The 17,356-nt window shown below is 71.5% G+C and carries 17 protein-coding genes; 4 read left to right on the forward strand and 13 right to left on the reverse strand.

All coding sequences use genetic code 11. From position 1 onward, the window contains the following. Nucleotide 1 precedes the first annotated feature (1 nt). Nucleotides 2-733, forward strand: a complete 732-nt coding sequence (locus OHS17_RS14180) for a siderophore-interacting protein (protein ID WP_330312480.1) — start codon at nt 2-4, stop codon at nt 731-733. Nucleotides 734-736: 3 nt separating this feature from the next. Here the strand turns inward: OHS17_RS14180 and OHS17_RS14185 are convergent, their stop codons facing one another. From OHS17_RS14185 to OHS17_RS14205, 5 genes are all read right to left on the reverse strand, one after another. After that, nucleotides 737-1,567: a hypothetical protein gene (locus OHS17_RS14185; RefSeq protein ID WP_330312481.1), complete on the reverse strand. Its 831-nt coding sequence runs from the start codon at nt 1,565-1,567 to the stop codon at nt 737-739. A 117-nt stretch (nt 1,568-1,684) separates the two neighbouring features. Further along, nucleotides 1,685-2,917 carry an MFS transporter gene (locus OHS17_RS14190; protein ID WP_330312482.1) on the reverse strand — a complete coding sequence of 411 codons (1,233 nt, stop codon included), beginning with the start codon at nt 2,915-2,917 and terminating at the stop codon, nt 1,685-1,687. A 198-nt stretch (nt 2,918-3,115) separates the two neighbouring features. Further along, the gene (locus tag OHS17_RS14195) at nt 3,116-3,892 is read right to left on the reverse strand and encodes an ABC transporter permease (protein ID WP_330312483.1); all 777 of its coding nucleotides are present in this window, start codon (nt 3,890-3,892) and stop codon (nt 3,116-3,118) included. Continuing rightward, nucleotides 3,889-4,881, reverse strand: a complete 993-nt coding sequence (locus OHS17_RS14200) for an ATP-binding cassette domain-containing protein (RefSeq protein WP_330312484.1) — start codon at nt 4,879-4,881, stop codon at nt 3,889-3,891. Before OHS17_RS14200 ends, OHS17_RS14195 begins: the two co-directional genes overlap by 4 nt. Nucleotides 4,882-4,922: 41 nt before the next feature. Further along, nucleotides 4,923-5,591 carry a DUF4097 family beta strand repeat-containing protein gene (locus OHS17_RS14205; protein ID WP_330312485.1) on the reverse strand — a complete coding sequence of 223 codons (669 nt, stop codon included), beginning with the start codon at nt 5,589-5,591 and terminating at the stop codon, nt 4,923-4,925. A 262-nt stretch (nt 5,592-5,853) separates the two neighbouring features. Between OHS17_RS14205 and OHS17_RS14210 the strand changes: the two genes are divergently transcribed. Beyond that, nucleotides 5,854-6,576: a helix-turn-helix domain-containing protein gene (locus OHS17_RS14210; RefSeq protein ID WP_330312486.1), complete on the forward strand. Its 723-nt coding sequence runs from the start codon at nt 5,854-5,856 to the stop codon at nt 6,574-6,576. Nucleotides 6,577-6,583: 7 nt separating this feature from the next. On the opposite strand, the gene OHS17_RS14215 is transcribed toward OHS17_RS14210, so the two are convergent. Both OHS17_RS14215 and OHS17_RS14220 read right to left on the reverse strand, forming a co-directional pair. After that, a complete protein-coding gene (locus tag OHS17_RS14215; protein WP_330312487.1) occupies nt 6,584-8,497 on the reverse strand; it encodes an AMP-dependent synthetase/ligase in 1,914 nt (637 codons plus the stop codon). A gap of 90 nt (nt 8,498-8,587) precedes the next feature. Next, nucleotides 8,588-9,865, reverse strand: coding sequence for an acetyl-CoA C-acetyltransferase (locus tag OHS17_RS14220; RefSeq protein WP_330312488.1), 1,278 nt, complete (start codon nt 9,863-9,865; stop codon nt 8,588-8,590). A 76-nt stretch (nt 9,866-9,941) separates the two neighbouring features. On the opposite strand from OHS17_RS14220, the gene OHS17_RS14225 reads away from it, so the two are divergent. Then, nucleotides 9,942-11,261, forward strand: a complete 1,320-nt coding sequence (locus OHS17_RS14225; RefSeq protein WP_330312489.1) for a 3-oxoacyl-ACP reductase — start codon at nt 9,942-9,944, stop codon at nt 11,259-11,261. A 4-nt stretch (nt 11,262-11,265) separates the two neighbouring features. Beyond that, the gene (locus OHS17_RS14230; RefSeq protein WP_330312490.1) at nt 11,266-12,078 is read left to right on the forward strand and encodes a MaoC family dehydratase; all 813 of its coding nucleotides are present in this window, start codon (nt 11,266-11,268) and stop codon (nt 12,076-12,078) included. Here the strand turns inward: OHS17_RS14230 and OHS17_RS14235 are convergent. The 6 genes from OHS17_RS14235 to OHS17_RS14260 all read right to left on the reverse strand — a co-directional run bounded on the left by OHS17_RS14235 (nt 12,068) and on the right by OHS17_RS14260 (nt 17,303). Then, nucleotides 12,068-12,688, reverse strand: coding sequence for a TetR/AcrR family transcriptional regulator (locus OHS17_RS14235; protein ID WP_330315253.1), 621 nt, complete (start codon nt 12,686-12,688; stop codon nt 12,068-12,070). The two genes, OHS17_RS14230 and OHS17_RS14235, sit on opposite strands and share 11 nt — an antisense overlap. A gap of 159 nt (nt 12,689-12,847) precedes the next feature. Next, a complete protein-coding gene (locus tag OHS17_RS14240; RefSeq protein WP_330312491.1) occupies nt 12,848-14,194 on the reverse strand; it encodes a dicarboxylate/amino acid:cation symporter in 1,347 nt (448 codons plus the stop codon). Between the two features lie 408 nt (nt 14,195-14,602). Next, nucleotides 14,603-14,857, reverse strand: a complete 255-nt coding sequence (locus tag OHS17_RS14245; protein ID WP_018104319.1) for a DUF4229 domain-containing protein — start codon at nt 14,855-14,857, stop codon at nt 14,603-14,605. A 132-nt stretch (nt 14,858-14,989) separates the two neighbouring features. Beyond that, nucleotides 14,990-15,514 carry a GNAT family N-acetyltransferase gene (locus OHS17_RS14250; protein WP_330312492.1) on the reverse strand — a complete coding sequence of 175 codons (525 nt, stop codon included), beginning with the start codon at nt 15,512-15,514 and terminating at the stop codon, nt 14,990-14,992. A 123-nt stretch (nt 15,515-15,637) separates the two neighbouring features. Continuing rightward, nucleotides 15,638-16,801: an aminofutalosine synthase MqnE gene (mqnE, locus tag OHS17_RS14255; RefSeq protein ID WP_073968724.1), complete on the reverse strand. Its 1,164-nt coding sequence runs from the start codon at nt 16,799-16,801 to the stop codon at nt 15,638-15,640. Nucleotides 16,802-16,847: 46 nt separating this feature from the next. Continuing rightward, nucleotides 16,848-17,303, reverse strand: a complete 456-nt coding sequence (locus OHS17_RS14260) for an Lrp/AsnC family transcriptional regulator (protein WP_018104322.1) — start codon at nt 17,301-17,303, stop codon at nt 16,848-16,850. Nucleotides 17,304-17,356 lie beyond the last annotated feature (53 nt).

Here is a 17,356-nt window from a genome sequence, read left to right on the forward strand (position 1 = left end):
CATGGGGCACGGCTGGGAGGGCGTCGTCCTCAAGCTCATGCGGGGACGCGACTTCACCTTCACCGTCACCGCGACCGAGGAGCCCGCCGACGGCTTCCGGCGCATCGCGGTCACCGACGGCGGGCTGCTCGCGGCGACCGACGGGGCGCACCCCACGATGTGGGTCAGGCTCTGGTTCGACCGGTCCGGCAAACCGCATCAGCGCGCGTACACCCTGGTCGACCCCGACCCGGAAGCCGGTACGTTCACGCTGGAGTTCGCGCTGCACGAGGGTCCGGCAACGGACTGGGCGCTCGCCGCCCGGCCCGGCGACACGATCGACGCCACCCTCCAGGGCACCGGCTTCTCGCTTCCCGAACCGGCCCCCACCCGGCTCGTCGTGATCGGCGACCCCGCGTCCCTGCCCGCGGTCAACTCCCTGCTGGACGCGCTGCCGGGCACCCCCGCGACCCTCTGGTACGAGGAGGCGCCCGGCACGGCCGACACCCCGCCGCTGCGCCTCGACCCCGACCGCCACACGCTCCACCGGGTGCCCCGCCACGACCGGGGCGCGGCGCTCATCGACACGGTGAAGTCCGGGCTGCCGGGGGTGCTCGGCGAGGACGCCTCGGGCGCGTACGTCTGGATCGCCTGCGACACGGCGACGACCAGGGCCCTGTCGGCGTACGTACGCAGGGACCTGGCCGTTCCCAAGGAGCGGGTGCACGCCCTGGGTTACTGGCGCGCGGGCTGAGCGTCAGCCCCGAGTGGCCGCGTGCATGACGTACGGGGCGCGCATCGTCGCCGGTCCCAGCGTCACCGTGGCACCGGCCGAGGCGATCTGCGCGGTGGTGGAGGTGCCGGGGTAGAACCAGCGCCAGCTGCCCGAACCGCTCGCGGTCACGGTCGCGGAGAGACGGCCCGAGCTGTTCGTCCTGACCGTCTTCACGGTCTTGTACGCGCTCGCGCCCGCCTTCCGGAACTGAAGCCGGACGCTCTGACCGGCGTACCCCCGGTACTTCAGCGCCTCCCAGTCGGCCCGGCTCAGCGTGCCGGTGACCTTGACCTGCTTGCCGCCGGAGAGCGGGCTCGGGCCGGTCGCGGCGGTGGTCAGGGTCGCGGCGCGCTTGAGGTTGAACGGGGCGACGCAGTCGAAGATCCAGTAGTCGTCGTCATGCGCGTTCGCGATGCCGTACGCGCACCAGCCGCCGGCCGCGTCGTTCGCGTTCCTGTCGCTGTAGTCGGGGAAGTACTCCGGCACAAGTCGCATCATCGCCGTGCACTCCGACGTGGTGGCGCTCAGCTTCCTGCACGTCGTGCTGTCCGTCTCCACCGGCGCGTTCGCGGTGGAAGTCGCGTTGCCGACGTCGATCCGGCTCAGGCCCTCGACCCCCGAGTCGTCCTTGACCGTCACCTTGACCGGGAACGTCACCGTCTTGCTGACGCCCACGACCACGCTCTTGCCGTTGTTGGTCACCCCCTTGGTGACCCGGATGTCGCCCCGCCCCTCGGCGTTGGCCGCCGTCGTGCCGAGCACGGTCATGGCCGCCACGGCGGCCACCGTGCTCCACAGCACGTGTCTTCGCATCTGTCCCCTCCTCATCGCGGACCCGCCCCGGCTCTCGGGGCTGCCGCGTCGGCACAGCGTAGAGCCGGGGCGCGGGCCGTCCGGCGGAGGGTCCCGCGACGGGGCGACCGCCCGCGCTCAGCCCGCCGCGGCCACCGGCTCGGCCGCCCCCATCGCACCCAACCGCTGCTCACAGCCCCGCCGTTGCCACACCGCGAGTCCCGCCACCGCAACCCCCAGCGCCAGCCACCCCGCCGGGCCCGCGGCCATCACCACGCCCGTGAGCAGGGGCGGGCCCGCCGACTTCTGGATGGACTGGGACATGCCGGCCACGCCCAGATAGGCGGCGCGCTCGTCCGGTGGGGCCAGCAGGACGGCCAGTTCCCAGGAGCTGACCGAGCGCATCAGCTCCGCCATCGTGACCAGGACCGCCGCCGCGAGCAGGACCCCGGCCGCCGTCCAGGTGCCGCAGCCGGTGGACGCCGCCAGCAGGGCGCAGGTGACGAAGAGCAGCACGCCGTACAGCACCACCGCGCGGGCCGCCTTGCGCGGGCCCTCCGCCCTTCGGGACACGCTGAGTTGGAGCACGACGACCAGCACGGTGTTGATGACCAGGAAGGCCGGGACGAGGGCGTGCGGGGCGGAGGTGCGGCTCACGAGCCAGAGCGGGAGGCCGACGCCGAGCACCGAGTCGTCCAGGTTCATCGGGATGTCGAGGAGCACGAAGCGGAGGTAACCCCGGTCCCGCCAGGGGCCCTTAGTGCCCGGACGGGGTACCTCGCGGTGCGTCGGCCCGACCACCCCGCCCGGCTCCCCCGTACGCCACACCAGCGCGGCGGCGACGAGGAAGGAGAGCGCGTTGCCGAGGATCAGCGCGCGGTACGCGTCCGCCGTCCCGGCCGCCAGGCCGATCGCGGCGAGCCCGGCGCCCAGCCCGTAGCCCGCGTTGGCGGCGCTGCGGGACAACGCCTGGTAGGCGACGCGTCGTTCGCCCGCCGCGCGGGTGGCGAACAGCATCTCCAGGGTCTTGGCCGCCCTGTCCCCCAGGTACGTCACGGCGACCACGACGAGCAGCGCCTCGAACCGCGTACAGAGCAGCACCAGCGTGAGCGTCACGAGGCGCAGCAGATGGCAGCCGATCAGCAGCGGGCGCACCGGGAAGCGGCTCGCGAGTCGTCCGGCGAGGGGTGAGCCCGCGATGCCCGCGACGCCCGCCGTGCCGAGGAGGACGCCGATCTGCTGGGCGCTGAGATGGGTGACGAAGGTGAGGTAGAGGACCGAGGAGGCGGCCCACAGACCGGTTCCGGTGCGGTCCACGGCCAGGGCGCGCAGCATGATCCGGGCGTCGCGGCCGCCCGGTGGGTTGCGCAACTGGGCCAGCAATCCCGCCTGTTCCCGGACGCGCCCCACCCCGTACCCCCAAGTATCTCGACATCAAGAGACCTACCGACCCGCGGAAGCCTGCCCGGATATTCTCTTGATGTCAAGAAGCTTGATTCCGAGATACCGGACATGCGTACGCCAAGGCCGGCCGGGGCAATGCCCCCGGCCGGCCTTGGTGCCGCATCGCTACTTCGGTTCGCGTTCGAACTGCGCCCTGGACCAGAAGTAGCCGAGGACGGTCAGACCGACGCACCAGGCCACCGCGATCCACCCGTTGTGGCCGATCTCCGTACCGAGCAGCAGTCCGCGCAGGGTCTCGATCGCCGGGGTGAAGGGCTGGTACTCGGCGATCGGCCGGAACCAGCCGGGCATCGAGCCCAGCGGGACGAACGCGCTGGAGATGAGCGGCAGCAGGATCAGCGGCGTGGCGTTGTTGCTGGCGGCCTCCGCGTTGGGGCTGCCCAGGCCCATGCCCACGGCGATCCAGGTGAAGGCCAGGGTGAACAGGGCGAGCAGTCCGAGCGCGCCGAGCCATTCCAGGACGGTGGCGTCGGTGGACCGGAAGCCCATGGCCACCCCGACCGCGCCGACGAGGACCACGCTCATCAGCGTCCGCAGCACGCTGCCCGCGACGTGCCCGAAGAGGATCGAGCCCCGGTGGATCGCCATGGTGCGGAAGCGGGCGATGATGCCCTCGCTCATGTCCATGGAGACCGAGACGGCGGTGCCGACGGTGGTCGAGCCGATCGTCATGAGCAGGATGCCGGGCACGATGTACGCGATGTACGCGTCGCGGCCCGCGCCGCCGCTCATGGTGTCGCCGAAGATGTAGACGAACAGCAGGAGCAGCATCACCGGGGTGAGCAGCAGGTTGAGGGTGAGCGAGGGGTAGCGCCTGGCGTGCAGGAGGTCGCGGCGGAGCATCGTGGCCGAGTCGCGCACGGCGAGGGAGAGGGTACTCATCGGACGGACTCCTTGGTCGGGGCGGGGATGACGGCGTCGGTGCCGGATTCGGTCTCGGTGCCGGCTTCGGTCAGGGCGAAGAAGACGTCGTCCAGGTCGGGGGTGTGCACGGTGAGTTCGTCCGCCTCGATCCCGGCGGCGTCCAGCCGGTCGAGGATGGAGCGCAGGATGCTCTGGGTACCGTCGCTGGGGAGTTGCAGGGCCAGCGCGGCATCGTCGCGGACGGCGTCGCCGCCGAGGTGGGCCGCCGCCTCCCGGTAGGCGGCCGGGTCGCTGAACCGCAGCCGGACGTGCCCGCCGGGGACGATCCGCTTCAGCTCCTCGGCGCTGCCCTCGGCCACCAGCTTCCCGTTGTGCAGGACGGCGATGCGGTCGGCGAGTTCGTCGGCCTCTTCCAGGTACTGGGTGGTGAGGAAGACGGTCACCCCGTCGCCGACCAGGCCGCGGATCATCTGCCACATGCCGTGCCGGCTGCGCGGGTCGAGCCCGGTGGTCGGCTCGTCCAGGAAGATGATGCGCGGGTTCCCGACGAGGGTCATCGCGATGTCGAGGCGGCGCTTCATGCCGCCGGAGTAGGTGGAGGCGGGCTTCTTCGCCGCCTCCGTGAGGTCGAAGCGCTCAAGGAGCTCCGCGGTGACGCGCCGCCCCTCGGCCTTCGGCAGGTGGTGCAGGTCCGCCATCAGGAGCAGGTTCTCCTCGCCGGTGATCAGCCCGTCGACGGCGGAGAACTGCCCGGTGACGCCGATGGCGGCGCGTACCGCCTGCGCGTCGGTGGCCAGGTCGTGGCCCCCGACGCTGATCGCGCCGGACCCTTGGCCGGGTGGGATGAGCGTGGAGAGGATCTTGACGGCGGTCGTCTTGCCCGCGCCGTTCGGGCCGAGCAGCGCGAACACCGTTCCGGCCGGGATGCTGAGGTCGATCCCGTCGAGCACGGTCTTCTCGCCGTACGCCTTGCGCAGTCCGTTCGCCGCGATGGCCGGGTTCGTCATGGTGGGGCTCCTTCTGCTGGTACGAGGTGGGGGGGGAGGTGTCAGAGGCTGCGGGCGGTGATGTCGCCCTTGGTGGTGGTCGCCCGGATGGTCAGGACGGGTGCGCCGTCGTTCATCAGGGCGTTGTCGATGCGGCCGAGGACGGTGCCCGCGTCGAGCACGGCCGGGACGCCGCGCGCCGCGCCGACGGTGATGTCGCCCAGCTGGGTGCTGAGGGTGAGCTCACCGCGGGTGGCCTCCTCGACGGTCACGTCGCCGCGCTGGGTGCTGAGGTCGCCGGGCCCGGTGAGGCGGCGGATGATCACGGCGCCGTCGTGCGCGGAGATCCGGGCGCCGGCGGCCTCGTCCACCTTGACGGAGCGGTAGCCGCCCTCGAAGACGATGTCGCCGAGGCGTCCGACGCCCCGGAACTCGGCGGCGCCGGCCTTCGCCTCGACGTGCGACCCGGCGGGCAGCTGGACGGTGATCTCGACGGCCCCGGAGTCACCGAGGAGCCGGTTGCGCCCCTCCTTGGCGGCCCGGATGTCGAGGACGCCGTCGGTGTACGCGACCTCGACGCGCTCGGCGGCCTTCGCGTCGCGGCTCTTGGAGGGGTCGGCGGGCAGGACCTCGACCACGGTGTCGGCGCGGTCGGCGGCGATGAACCGGATGAGACCGGCGGCGATGTCGACGCGGGCGGTGACGGCGGCGGGGGTTTCGAACTTCGGCATGGTGCGCTCCTTCTGGGGTGACGCGAACCGGAGTGGTTCGCGCTTTCCGATGAGAGAAACGCTACGTTGCGTTCATGAGTCCGGCAACACACTTGTTGCATCAGATGCGCGTAACCGCACGTCAAAACAGAGAAGTTGGAGCAATGAGCTCTGAGATAACGCAACGACCGCCTCGCAACTCGTTGCAATGGGCTGTCAGCGAACGCTATAGTCGGCCCACCGGTCACCGCACGGCCGGGCCCGCGCCACGAAGGAGTACGCGATGCCGGGAGGCAGGCTCAGCCAGCAGGAACGCCGCCAGATCGGCCGGGGCCTGGCCGACGGACTGGCCTACGCCGAGATCGCCCGGCAGCTGGACCGTCCCACCTCGACCATCACCCGCGAGGTGACGCGCAACGGCGGCCCCGCCGGCTACCGCGCCGACGTCGCCCACCGCACCGCCGAGCAGCGCGCCCACCGCCGGAAGAACCCCGCGCCCCGCGACGCGCGCCCGGACCCGCAGCCCCACGGCCGGGACGCCGAGGCGGTGCACGCGTACGAGGAGATGTTCACGACGGCCATGACGGCCTCGGGCGCCCCCCAGATGATGTCGAGGGTCCTCGCGGCCCTGACCCTCAGCGACACCGGCAGCCTGACCGCCGGCGAGCTCGCCGCGCACCTGAAGGTCAGCCCGGCCTCCGTGTCCAAGGCGGTCGCGTTCCTGGAGACCCAGAGCATGGTCCGCCGCGAGCGCGAGGGCCGCCGGGAACGCTATGTCGTCGACGACGAGCTCATGCACGAGTCGATGATGGCGAGCGCCCACTCCACCGCCCAGCTCGCCGAGACCGCCCGCAAGGGCGTCCCCGTCCTGGGCGCGGACACGGCGGCGGGCACCCGACTGGAGAACATGGCCCGCTACCTGGACTTCGTCTCCGAATCGATAGCCCGAGCCGCCGAACAGGCCCGGGCCATCCTGCACACCAAGGCCCCTGACCCGGGGCCCTGACGGAGCATCACTTCCGGTACAGCGCCTCGATCTCCTCCGCGAAGTCCCGCGCGATCGCGTCCCGCTTCAGCTTCAGGGACGGCGTGAGGTGGCCCTTCTCCTCCGTGAAGTCCACCGGCAGCACCGTGAACTTGCGAATCGACTCCGCGCGGGAGACCAGGCGGTTGGCCTCGTCCACCGCGCGCTGGAGCGCGGTGCGCAGCTCCTCGTCGTGGACGAGTTCGCGCATCGGGACGTCCTGCTTCTTGCGCATCCGGCACCAGTGCGCCAGCCCGTCCGCCTCCAGCGTGATCAGGGCCGTGATGAAGGAGCGGTTGTCGCCGACGACCATGCACTGGCTGACCAGCGGATGGGCGCGCAGCCAGTCCTCCAGCGGGGCCGGGGTGACGTTCTTGCCGCCCGACGTGATGATGATGTCCTTCTTGCGGCCGGTGATCGTGAGGTAGCCCTCCTGGTCGAGCGCGCCCAGGTCACCGGTGGCGAACCAGCCGCCGTCCAGCACGGGCACTGACGCCCCGCGCTCCGCGTCCCAGTACCCCTGGAACACCTGCCCTCCGCTGAGCAGCACCTCCCCGTCCCCGGCTATGCGTACGGCGGTGCCGGGCATCGGCCAGCCGACCGTGCCCAGCCGGGGCTTGAGCGGCGGGGTCACCGTGGCGGCGGCGGTCGTCTCGGTCAGGCCGTAGCCCTCGAAGATCTCGATGCCGGCGCCCGCGTAGAACGCCGCGAGCCGCCGCCCCAGCGGGGAGCCGCCGCAGATCGCGTACCGGACGTGCCCGCCGAGCGCCGCCCGGATGCGGCGGTAGACCAGCGGGTCGTACAGCGCCCGGGCGGCGCGCAGCCCGAGACCGGGGCCGGGGCCCGTGCCGTGTTCGGCGGCCTCGACGGCCTGGCCGTAGCGCTGGGCGATCCGGGCGGCCCGGTCGAAGGAGGAGGCGCGGCCCATCTTCTCGGCGGTGGCCCGGCCCGTGTTGTAGACCTTCTCCAGGACGTACGGGATCGCCAGCAGGAACGACGGCTTGAAACCGGCCAGGTCGGCCAGCAGGTCCTCGGTCTGGATCGACGGCGCGTGGCCGAGCCGGACCCGGGCGCGCAGGCAGCCGATCGCGACCATCCGGCCGAAGACGTGGGACAGCGGCAGGAACAGCAGGGTCGAGGCGGGGTACTTGCTCACCGACTTGAAGACCGGGTGCAGCAGCTCGATCGCGTTGTCGACCTCGGCGAAGAAGTTGCCGTGGGTCAGCACGCACCCCTTCGGGCGGCCCGTGGTCCCGGAGGTGTAGATCAGGGTCGCCGGGGTCTCCGGCTCCAGGGTCGCGCGGCGCTCGGCGACGGCGTCGTCCGGGAGGTGCTGCCCGAGCTTCTTCAGCCGGCCGAGCGCGCCCGTGTCGAACTGCCAGAGGTGCGCGAGCCCGGGGAGCTGCTTGCGTTCCTGGCTGATGATCCGGCCCTGGTCCGCCGTCTCGACCGCGCAGGCCACGGACCCGGAGTCCTGGAGGATCCAGCGGGCCTGGAAGGCGGACGAGGTCGGGTAGATCGGCACGGTGACCAGACCGGCCGCCCAGGCCGCGAAGTCGAGCAGCGTCCACTCGTACGTCGTACGGGCCATGATCGCGATCCGGTCACCGGCCCGCAGCCCCTCCGCGATCAGCCCCTTGGCGACGGCCAGCACCTCGGCGGCGAACTCGGCGGCCGACACGTCCTGCCAGCTCCCGTCCGGCTGCTTCCGGCTGAGCACGGCGTCGGCGGGCGCCTCGCGCGCGTTGTCGAACGGGATCTCGGCGAGCGACCCCCGCCGGACGGGCGGCGCGAACGCCGGTACGGAGACCTGCCGGACGGCCCCGTGAGCGTCCCGCTCAAGCGTCGGCTCGACCAGGGCGGGGACGGCGGGTGCGGGGGAAGGTGCGGGTGGCGTGGACACGTGCGGCTCCTCGGCAAGGGGGACGGGGGTTCACTGCTGTCGTACGGCGGTGCGCGGGCGCGGTCCCGCCGCGCCCGCGCACCGCCCTGCTCACACGCGTTCGAGGATCGCCGTGACCCCCTGGCCGCCCGCCGCGCAGATCGAGATCAGCCCGCGGCCCGGGGCGTCCCGCTCCGCGAGCAGCTTGGCCAGGGTGGCGACGATGCGGGCGCCCGTCGCGGCGAAGGGGTGGCCGGTGGCGAGCGAGGAGCCCGCGACGTTCAGCCGGTCCCGGTCAACGGGCGCGAGCCCTTGTTTCTCCCAGGCGGCCAGGGTGGCCAGCACCTGGGAGGCGAACGCCTCGTGGATCTCGAAGAGGTCGAAGTCCTCGATGCCGAGCCCGGCCCGCTCCAGCAGCCGGGGCACCGCGTACGCGGGCGCCATCAGCAGCCCGTCCTCGCCCTTCACGTAGTCCACCGCGGCGGTCTCGTACAGCGAGAGGTACGCCTGCGGTTCGAGGCCGTGCGCCTCGGCCCACTCCTCGCTCGCCAGGAGGACGGTCGCGGCGCCGTCCGTGAGCGGCGTCGAATTGCCCGCGGTCATCGTCGCGTCGGGGTGGTCCGTGCCGAACACCGGCTTCAGCGTGGCGAGTTTCTCCACCGTGGAGCCGGGGCGCAGGTTCTGGTCGCGTTCCAGGCCCTGGTACGGGACGACGAGGTCGTCCAGGAAGCCCCGTTCGTACGCGGCGGCGAGCCGCTGGTGGCTGGTGGCGGCCAGCAGGTCCTGCTCGGCGCGGCCGATGTCCCACTGCCGGGCGGTGAGCGCCGCGTGCTCGCCCATCGAAAGGCCGGTGCGGGGTTCGGCGTTGCGCGGGATGTCCGGGACGAGGTGCCGGGGCCGTACGCCCGTGAGGGCCTTCGCGCGGGCCCCCGCCGACTTCGCGCGCCGGACGGAGAGCAGCAGCCGGCGCAGTTCGTCGTTGACGCCGAGCGGGGCGTCGCTGGTGGTGTCCGTGCCGCCCGCGACGGCCGAGTCGATCGCCCCGAGCATGATCTTGTTGGCGGCTGCGATCACCGCCTGGAGGCCCGTGCCGCACGCCTGCTGGACGTCGTACGCCGGGGTGCGCGGGTCGAGCCGCGAGCCGAGCACCGTCTCGCGGGCCAGGTTGAAGTCGCGGCTGTGCTTGAGGACCGCGCCCGCCGCGAACTCGCCGACGCGCTCGCCCTGGAGCCCGAAGCGCTCGACCAGGCCGTCGAGCGCGGCGGTCAGCATCTGCTGGTTGGAGACCTGCGCGTAGGGCCCGTCGGACCGGGCAAACGGGATACGGCTGCCGCCGATGACCGCGACCCGGCGGGGCTGCGGGAGTGCGAGGGGAATCAACTCGACCAACTCATCTCGACCAGCTCCTGACTCTTGAGTAACCTTACTCCGGAGTAAATCTACGACCGAGCAGGGAGTCTGGACAATGGCCGACCGCTATCTGCACCTGACCGGCACGGCACCCGGCAAGTTCCTCACCCGGAAACTCGGTCTCCCGCAGCCCGCCCGGCTGCGCCGCTGGACCCTGGAGACGCCGACGCTCACCGGCCCCGTCCTCCACCTCACCGCGGGGGATTCCGCCGTCACCGAGGAGCTGGCCGCGGTCCTCACCGCCACCGGCCTGGAGGTCGTCGCCCGCGCGGACCGGCCCGCCGCGCTCGTCCTCGACGCGACCGCCGTGGACACCGCGGCCGGACTCGCCGCCGTGCACGCCGCCCTCCACCCGGTCGTCCGCTCGCTCGCCCCCGGCGGCCGGGTCGTCGTCCTCGGGGTGCGGCCCTCACCGGAGGACCACCACCAGGCCGCCGCCCAGCAGGCCCTGGAGGGCTTCACGCGCTCGCTCGGCAAGGAGATCGGCAAGGGCGCCACCGTGCAGCTGGTCCGCATCGCCCCGGCCGCCGTCGCCTCCGCCGAGTCCACCCTGCGCTTCCTGCTCTCGCCCCGGTCCGCGTACGTCAGCGGCCAGGTCATCGAGGTCACCGACGCCGCCCCCGACCCGGTCCGCGACTGGGCCGCCCCGCTGGCCGGGCGGACCGCCCTGGTCACCGGCGCCGCCCGGGGCATCGGCGCCTCCGTCGCCTCGGTCCTGGCCCGCGACGGCGCCCGGGTGATCTGCCTGGACGTCCCCCAGGCCCAGGAGGACCTGGTGCGCACCGCCGACCGCCTCGGCGCCACCGCGCTCCCCCTCGACATCACGGCCGAGGACGCCGCCGAACGCATCGCGGCCGCCGCCCCGGACGGGCTCGACATCCTCGTCCACAACGCCGGCATCACCCGCGACCGGCGGCTCGCCAACATGGCCGCCGACCGCTGGGCCTCGGTCATCGACGTCAACCTGGACAGCGTCCTGCGCACCACCGACGCGCTGCTGAAGGCGGGCACGGTCAACCGGGGCGGCCGGATCGTCGCCACCGCCTCCATCGCGGGCATCGCCGGGAACAACGGCCAGACCAACTACGCGGCCAGCAAGGCCGGCATCATCGGCCTCGTCCGCTCCCTGGCCCCGCGCGCCGCCGCCGACCACGGCGTCACGGTCAACGCGGTCGCCCCCGGCTTCATCGAGACGAAGATGACCGCGGCCGTCCCACTGTTCATCCGCGAGGCGGGCCGCCGGATGAACTCCCTCGCACAGGGCGGCCTCCCGGTCGACGTCGCCGAGACCACCGCCTGGTTCGCCCAGCCCGCGTCCGCCGCCGTCAACGGCCAGGTCGTCCGGGTCTGCGGCCAGAGCCTGCTGGGGGCGTGACCCGATGAGCCTCACCCTCTCGCTGGCCCGGGGCGCCGTCACCTCGCCCTTCAAGCGCGCCGGACGACCCGGCGCCACCCTCCCGGCCGGCCGCCTCCGCCTGCCCGCCGCGCCCCCCGTACCCGCGCGCCTGGCCGCGTACCGCACGATCTGCGGCTTCCCGGCGACCGGGCCGCTGCCCGTGACGTACCCGCACGTCCTGGCGTTCCCCCTGGCCATGCGGCTGATGACCCGCCGCGACTTCCCGCTCCCGGTCACCGGCCTCGTCCACACCTGGATCGAGATCACCGCCCACCGCACCCTCCGGCCGGAGGACTCGCTCGAACTCACGGTGTACGCGGAGGAGTTGAGCCCGCATCGGCGCGGCACCGAGGTCACCGTGGTGACCGAGGCACGCCTCGCGGACGCGCTGGTGTGGGAGTCCCGCAGCGGCTATCTGTCCCGGCACGCGACGCGTACGGAGGCGGCCCCCAAGGAAGAACCCGCCGCGCCGCTCCCGGCCCTCGCCGAGTGGCGGCTGCCCGGCGACCTCGGACGGCGGTACGCGGCGGCCTCCGGCGACCGCAACCCGATCCACCTCCACCCGCTGACCGCCCGGCTCTTCGGCTTCCCCCGGGCCATCGCCCACGGCATGTGGACCGTCGCCCGCTGCCTGGCCGAAACCCCCGACCCGGCCACGCTCCGCACCGTACGGGCGGACTTCCGCGCCCCGGTCCTGCTGCCCGGCACGGTCACGTACGCCTCCGACGGCCACGCGTTCCAGCTGCGCGGCGGCAAGGACGGCGAACGGCTGCACCTCACCGGCACTACGGGGTAGGCGCCTGCCACGGGCGGCCGTTCATCAGGTTCTCCAGGCCCGCCCAGGAGAAGTTCATCATCGTGGCCGCCGCCTCCCGGGCCGAGACGCCCGGGGTCTCGTTGGCCCAGCCGGCCAGCGCCTCCGCGGCGCCCACCAGGGCCTGGGCGAGGCCCGCCACGTCCCGGTCCGGGAGCGCCGGGTCGTGGTGCGCCTCGCGGGCGGCGGCGCCGATCAGCCCGGTCACGAAGGCGACGATCTCCTCGCGCATCGCGTTGACCTCGTTGGCGAACGGCTCCCCGTGGGTCCGCGCCTGCCGGTAGAGCACCGCCCAGCCGTCCGGGTTCTCCGCGGTGTGCGTGAAGAACGCCCGCAGCCCCTCCCAGAGTTGCCGGTCGGCCGGGAGACCCGGTTCCACGCCCCCCTGCACGGCGGCCAGCAGCGCCTTCGCCTCGCGCCGGATGCACGCGGTGAACAGCTCGTCCTTTGAATTCAGGTACAGGTAGACCAGGGGCTTCGACACCCCGGCCAGCTCGGCGATCTCGTCCATCGAGGCGGCCCGGTACCCCCGCTGCCCGAACGTCTGCACCGCGGCGTCCATCATCTGCTGCTCGCGCACGGCGCGCGGCATCCGCTTGTTCCGCACAGCACCCACGTCGACTCCTCCCGCCCCCGCGCACTACTCCTCGGTAAGCGTACGGGGCGCGCGCGGACCCCGTCGTACGCCGCCATGCCGAGGGCCCCTCCTCCGCGCAGGAGAAGGGGCCCTCGGGTGAAGCGGGTGAAGCGATCAGGCGGCGACCGGGACGCGCTCCGGCTCGGTGTCGCGGATCTCCTCGTTCTCGTCCACCGGGGAGGCGGAGGCCGAGTTGTAGGCGTCGTGGTCCAGGATCTTCTCGCGGGCCGCGACGATCACCGGGACGAGCGCCTGGCCGGCCACGTTGGTGGCGGTGCGCATCATGTCCAGGATCGGGTCGATGGCCATCAGCAGGCCGACGCCCTCCAGCGGGAGACCCAGGGTCGACAGGGTCAGCGTCAGCATGACCGTCGCACCGGTCAGACCGGCGGTGGCCGCCGAACCGATGACCGAGACGAACGCGATCAGGACGTAGTCACCGACACCCAGCTGCACGTCGAAGATCTGCGCGATGAAGATCGCGGCGAGCGCCGGGTAGATCGCGGCGCAGCCGTCCATCTTGGTGGTGGCGCCGAACGGGACGGAGAAGGAGGCGTACTCCTTCGGGACGCCCAGGCGCTCGGTGACCTTCTGGGTGACCGGCATGGTGCCGACCGAGGAGCGCGAGACGAACGCCAGCTGGATCGCGGGCCAGGCGCCCTTGAAGAACTGGAGCGGGCTGACCTTGGCGACGGTGGCGAGCAGCAGCGGGTAGACGCCGAACAGCACCAGCGCGCAGCCGATGTAGACGTCGGCGGTGAACGTCGCGTACTTGCCGATCAGGTCCCAGCCGTAGTCCGCGATGGCGTAGCCGATGAGGCCGATGGTGCCGATCGGGGCGAGGCGGATGACCCACCACAGGGCCTTCTGGAGGAGCTCCAGGACGGCTTCGCTGAGGGTGAGGATCGGCTGCGCCTTCTCACCGAGCTTGAGGGCGGCGATGCCGGCGACGGCGGCCATGAAGACGATCTGGAGGACGTTCAGCTCGGCGAACGGCGTGATGACGTTGTCCGGGATGATGCCGGTCAGGAAGTCGAGCCAGGAGCCGGCGTGCTCGGGGAGCTTGCCGTCCTTCGGGGTGAGGCCGGTGCCGGAGCCCGGGTTGGTGATCAGACCGATCGCGAGGCCGATGGCCACGGCGATCAGCGAGGTGATCATGAACCAGAGCAGGGTGCGGGTCGCCAGCCGGGCGGCGTTGTTGACCTTGCGCAGGTTGGTGATCGACACCAGGATCGCGAAGAAGACGAGGGGCGCCACGGCCAGCTTCAGCAGCTGGACGAAGATGTGGCCGACCTTGTCGAGCGTGGTGTACAGCCAGTCGATGTCCTGGCTGCGGGCGAGCCAGCCGAGCAGGACGCCGAGGACCAGACCGGCGACGATCTGGGCCCAGAACGGGACCTTGGGTATACGGAAGCCGGAGCCCGCGGGCTTCTCGGCGGTGGACGCGGGGTTCGCGGACACGGACACACTCCAGATGTGACGCATCGGGACGCACGGGGACGGTGTGCGGGGGACGGGGGTGCGGCGCCCGCGTCAGGGGCGGCGCCGCTGCATGGTGCCGGTATCAGACGTTGCGGCAACAGACCGCGGACATACAGCGGCAGAGATCGACATGAAGGCGCTCCACGAGCGGGACGCTCGTGGCAGATCGCAGGCGCACATCAGTCTTCATGTCGAACACGTTAACACTTGAACTTTGAGAACCTCAAAGGTCTTCTTTGGTACGAGAGAGCGCTCCGCACCCGCCCCCGACCGCCCGGAATCCCCAACTCCGCCTGGACACACGAAAAACCCCAGTACAGGAGCGACTGCTCCCGCGCTGGGGTTCGACGGAAAAAAGCGAGCGGTGTGAGGAAGCTTACGTCCCTCTTACTGCGTGACACCGTCCTCGCGCGTGCGGTTGGCCTCCAGGCGAGCCTTGGCGCGGTCGACCGAGGAGACGATCTGCTCGGACATCTCGTCGCGCTGCTTGCGCAGCAGGACGAAGCTGAGCGGCGCGGACAGCACCAGGGCGAGCAGGATGACCCAGACGATGTTGGACCCCCCGACCCCGGACGGCACCACTCCGAGGTTGACGGCGATGGCGGCGACGACGAAGCAGCCGACGAAGATGCTGAGACGCATCGCGGTGTACCGGATCGTTGCGCTCGGCTTGGCAGCGGACACAGCTGGCCTTCTCTCTACGTACGACAGTCCTGCCCGACCAGTGAAGCATGCCCCGCAATCGATCGATTCGCTGGGCCGCGTCCCGGGCGCTCAGCCCAGCGGCAGCAGCATGAAGATGTCGTCCCGGTCGTCGCCCTCGGCCACCCGGATCGCGTCGGGCACGCGGCCGACCTCCTTGTAGCCGCAGGCGGCGTAGAAGCGGTCGGCGCCCGTGCCGCCCCGGCAGGTCAGCCGGATGGCCTCGATGCCCTCGATCGCGCGCGCCGTGTCCGCGACCGCCGCCATCAGGTCGCGGCCGTACCCCTTGCCCTGGTGGCGGGGGTGGACCATCACGGTGTACGCCCACAGCCAGTGCCGCATCAGCCGGTGCGTGTTGAACGTCAGGAACGCGGTGGCGGCGACGCGGCCCTCCTCGTCGCGGCCGACGATCAGCCGGGTCCGCCCCTCGGTCAGGGCGACCTGGTGCTTGAGCAGCTCCGGCCGGACGTCCTCCTCCGACACCGGCGGTACAAAACCCACCGCGCCGCCCGCGTTGGAGACATCGGTCCAGAGCGCGACGATGCCGTCCCGCACGGACCGGTCGTAGGTCGGGTCCACCTCGAACGTAAGAGCCATAGGGGCAGATTAACTATTACAGCCTGTAGGTTCAACCATCATCCGGAACGCGAGAAAGCTCCGGCCGGGGACGGTGGCCGGAGCTTTCGTACGTGCAGCGTCGCGCGCGCGGCGCGCGCCGGGTCAGACCCGCATCGGCTGCGGCGACTCGCGCCGCTCCGCGTCCGGGCCCGGGTACTCGCGGATGATCTCGTACCGCGTGTTGCGCTCGACGGGCCGGAAGCCCGCGTCCCTGATCAGGTCGAGCAGGTCCTCGCGGGTCAGCTTGTTCGGCGTGCCGTAGTTGTCCGCGTCGTGCGTGATCTTGTACTCGACGACCGAGCCGTCCATGTCGTCCGCGCCGTGCTGGAGCGCGAGCTGCGCGGTCTGCACGCCGTGCATCACCCAGAACACCTTGACGTGCGGCACGTTGTCGAACAGCAGCCGGGAGACGGCGAAGGTCTTCAGCGCCTCGGCGCCGGTCGCCATCGTGGTCCGCGCCTGGAGCTTGTTGCGGACCTTGCCGTCCTTCATGTCCACGAAGTCGTGCTGGTAGCGCAGCGGGATGAAGACCTGGAAGCCGCCGGTCTCGTCCTGGAGCTCACGCAGCCGCAGCACGTGGTCGACGCGGTGCCGGGGCTCCTCGATGTGCCCGTACAGCATGGTCGCCGGCGTCTTCAGCCCCTTCTCGTGGGCGAGCCGGTGGATGCGCGACCAGTCCTCCCAGTGGGTGTTGTGGTCCACGATGTGCCGGCGGACCTCCCAGTCGAAGATCTCCGCGCCGCCGCCGGTCAGCGATTCGAGACCGGCCTCGATCAGCTCGTCCAGGATCTCCGAGGCGGAGAGCTTGGAGATGGTCTCGAAGTGGTGGATCTCGGTGGCGGTGAACGCCTTCAGGGAGACCTGCGGCAGCGCCTCCTTGAGCGCGCTGAGCGAGCGCGGGTAGTAGCGCCACGGCAGGGAGGGGTGCAGCCCGTTGACGATGTGCAGCTCGGTGAGGTTCTCGCCCTCCATCGCCTTGGCGAGCTTCACCGCCTCCTCGATGCGCATGGTGTACGCGTCCTTCTCCCCCGGCTTGCGCTGGAAGGAGCAGTACGCGCACGAGGCCGTGCACACGTTGGTCATGTTGAGGTGACGGTTGACGTTGAAGTGGACGACGTCGCCGTTCTTGCGCGTGCGCACCTGGTGGGCCAGCCCGCCGAGCCAGGCCAGGTCGTCGGACTCGTAGAGCGCGATCCCGTCCTCACGGCTCAGCCGCTCACCGGCTTCGACCTTCTGCTCCAGTTCGCGCTTGAGTCCCGCGTCCACCAGTGCTCCTCAATTCCTCGCCGTACCGAACCTTGCCACCGTACGCCTAGCGTTCCTCGGGGAGGTCTCCGACCCGGTTCTCCCACTTGGTGGAGAGCACGATGGTGGTACGGGTGCGGGAGACGCCCTTGGTGCCGCTGAGGCGGCGGATCGTCTTCTCCAGGCCGTCCACGTCGCCCACCCGGACCTTGAGCATGTACGAGTCGTCGCCCGCGATGAACCAGGCGTCCTCGATCTCCGCGAGGTCCTTCAGCCGGTGCGCCACGTCCTCGTGGTCGGCGGCGTCGGAGAGCGAGATGCCGATGAGGGCCGTGACACCGAGACCGAGCGAGGCCGCGTCGACGGTGGCGCGGTAGCCCGTGATGACACCGGCGGATTCCAGCCGGTTGATGCGGTCGGTGACGCTGGGCCCGGAGAGCCCGACGAGCCGTCCGAGCTCGGCGTACGAGGCCCTGCCGTTCTCCCGGAGGGCCTGGATGAGCTGCCTGTCCACCGCGTCCATATGACTGAAACCTTCCATTGTTCAGCAGTACCGCAAGTCTACGTGTAGAATCT

Origin of the sequence: Streptomyces sp. NBC_00523 (assembly GCF_036346615.1) — a bacterium.
Lineage (GTDB): Bacteria > Actinomycetota > Actinomycetes > Streptomycetales > Streptomycetaceae > Streptomyces.

Coding starts and splice junctions, on each gene's coding strand:
- OHS17_RS14260 (WP_018104322.1), bottom strand. CDS start 17,303: ATGGACGCGGTGGACAGGCAGCTCATCCAGGCCCTCCGGGAGAACGGC.
- OHS17_RS14200 (WP_330312484.1), bottom strand. CDS start 4,881: ATGACGAACCCGGCCATCGCGGCGAACGGACTGCGCAAGGCGTACGGC.
- OHS17_RS14235 (WP_330315253.1), bottom strand. CDS start 12,688: ATGCCGCGCGCCGTGCGCGAGCAGCAGATGATGGACGCCGCGGTGCAG.
- OHS17_RS14230 (WP_330312490.1), top strand. CDS start 11,266: ATGAGCCTCACCCTCTCGCTGGCCCGGGGCGCCGTCACCTCGCCCTTC.
- OHS17_RS14185 (WP_330312481.1), bottom strand. CDS start 1,567: ATGCGAAGACACGTGCTGTGGAGCACGGTGGCCGCCGTGGCGGCCATG.
- OHS17_RS14205 (WP_330312485.1), bottom strand. CDS start 5,591: ATGCCGAAGTTCGAAACCCCCGCCGCCGTCACCGCCCGCGTCGACATC.
- OHS17_RS14180 (WP_330312480.1), top strand. CDS start 2: ATGGGGCACGGCTGGGAGGGCGTCGTCCTCAAGCTCATGCGGGGACGC.
- OHS17_RS14195 (WP_330312483.1), bottom strand. CDS start 3,892: ATGAGTACCCTCTCCCTCGCCGTGCGCGACTCGGCCACGATGCTCCGC.
- OHS17_RS14210 (WP_330312486.1), top strand. CDS start 5,854: ATGCCGGGAGGCAGGCTCAGCCAGCAGGAACGCCGCCAGATCGGCCGG.
- OHS17_RS14245 (WP_018104319.1), bottom strand. CDS start 14,857: ATGCGTCTCAGCATCTTCGTCGGCTGCTTCGTCGTCGCCGCCATCGCC.
- OHS17_RS14250 (WP_330312492.1), bottom strand. CDS start 15,514: ATGGCTCTTACGTTCGAGGTGGACCCGACCTACGACCGGTCCGTGCGG.
- OHS17_RS14225 (WP_330312489.1), top strand. CDS start 9,942: ATGGCCGACCGCTATCTGCACCTGACCGGCACGGCACCCGGCAAGTTC.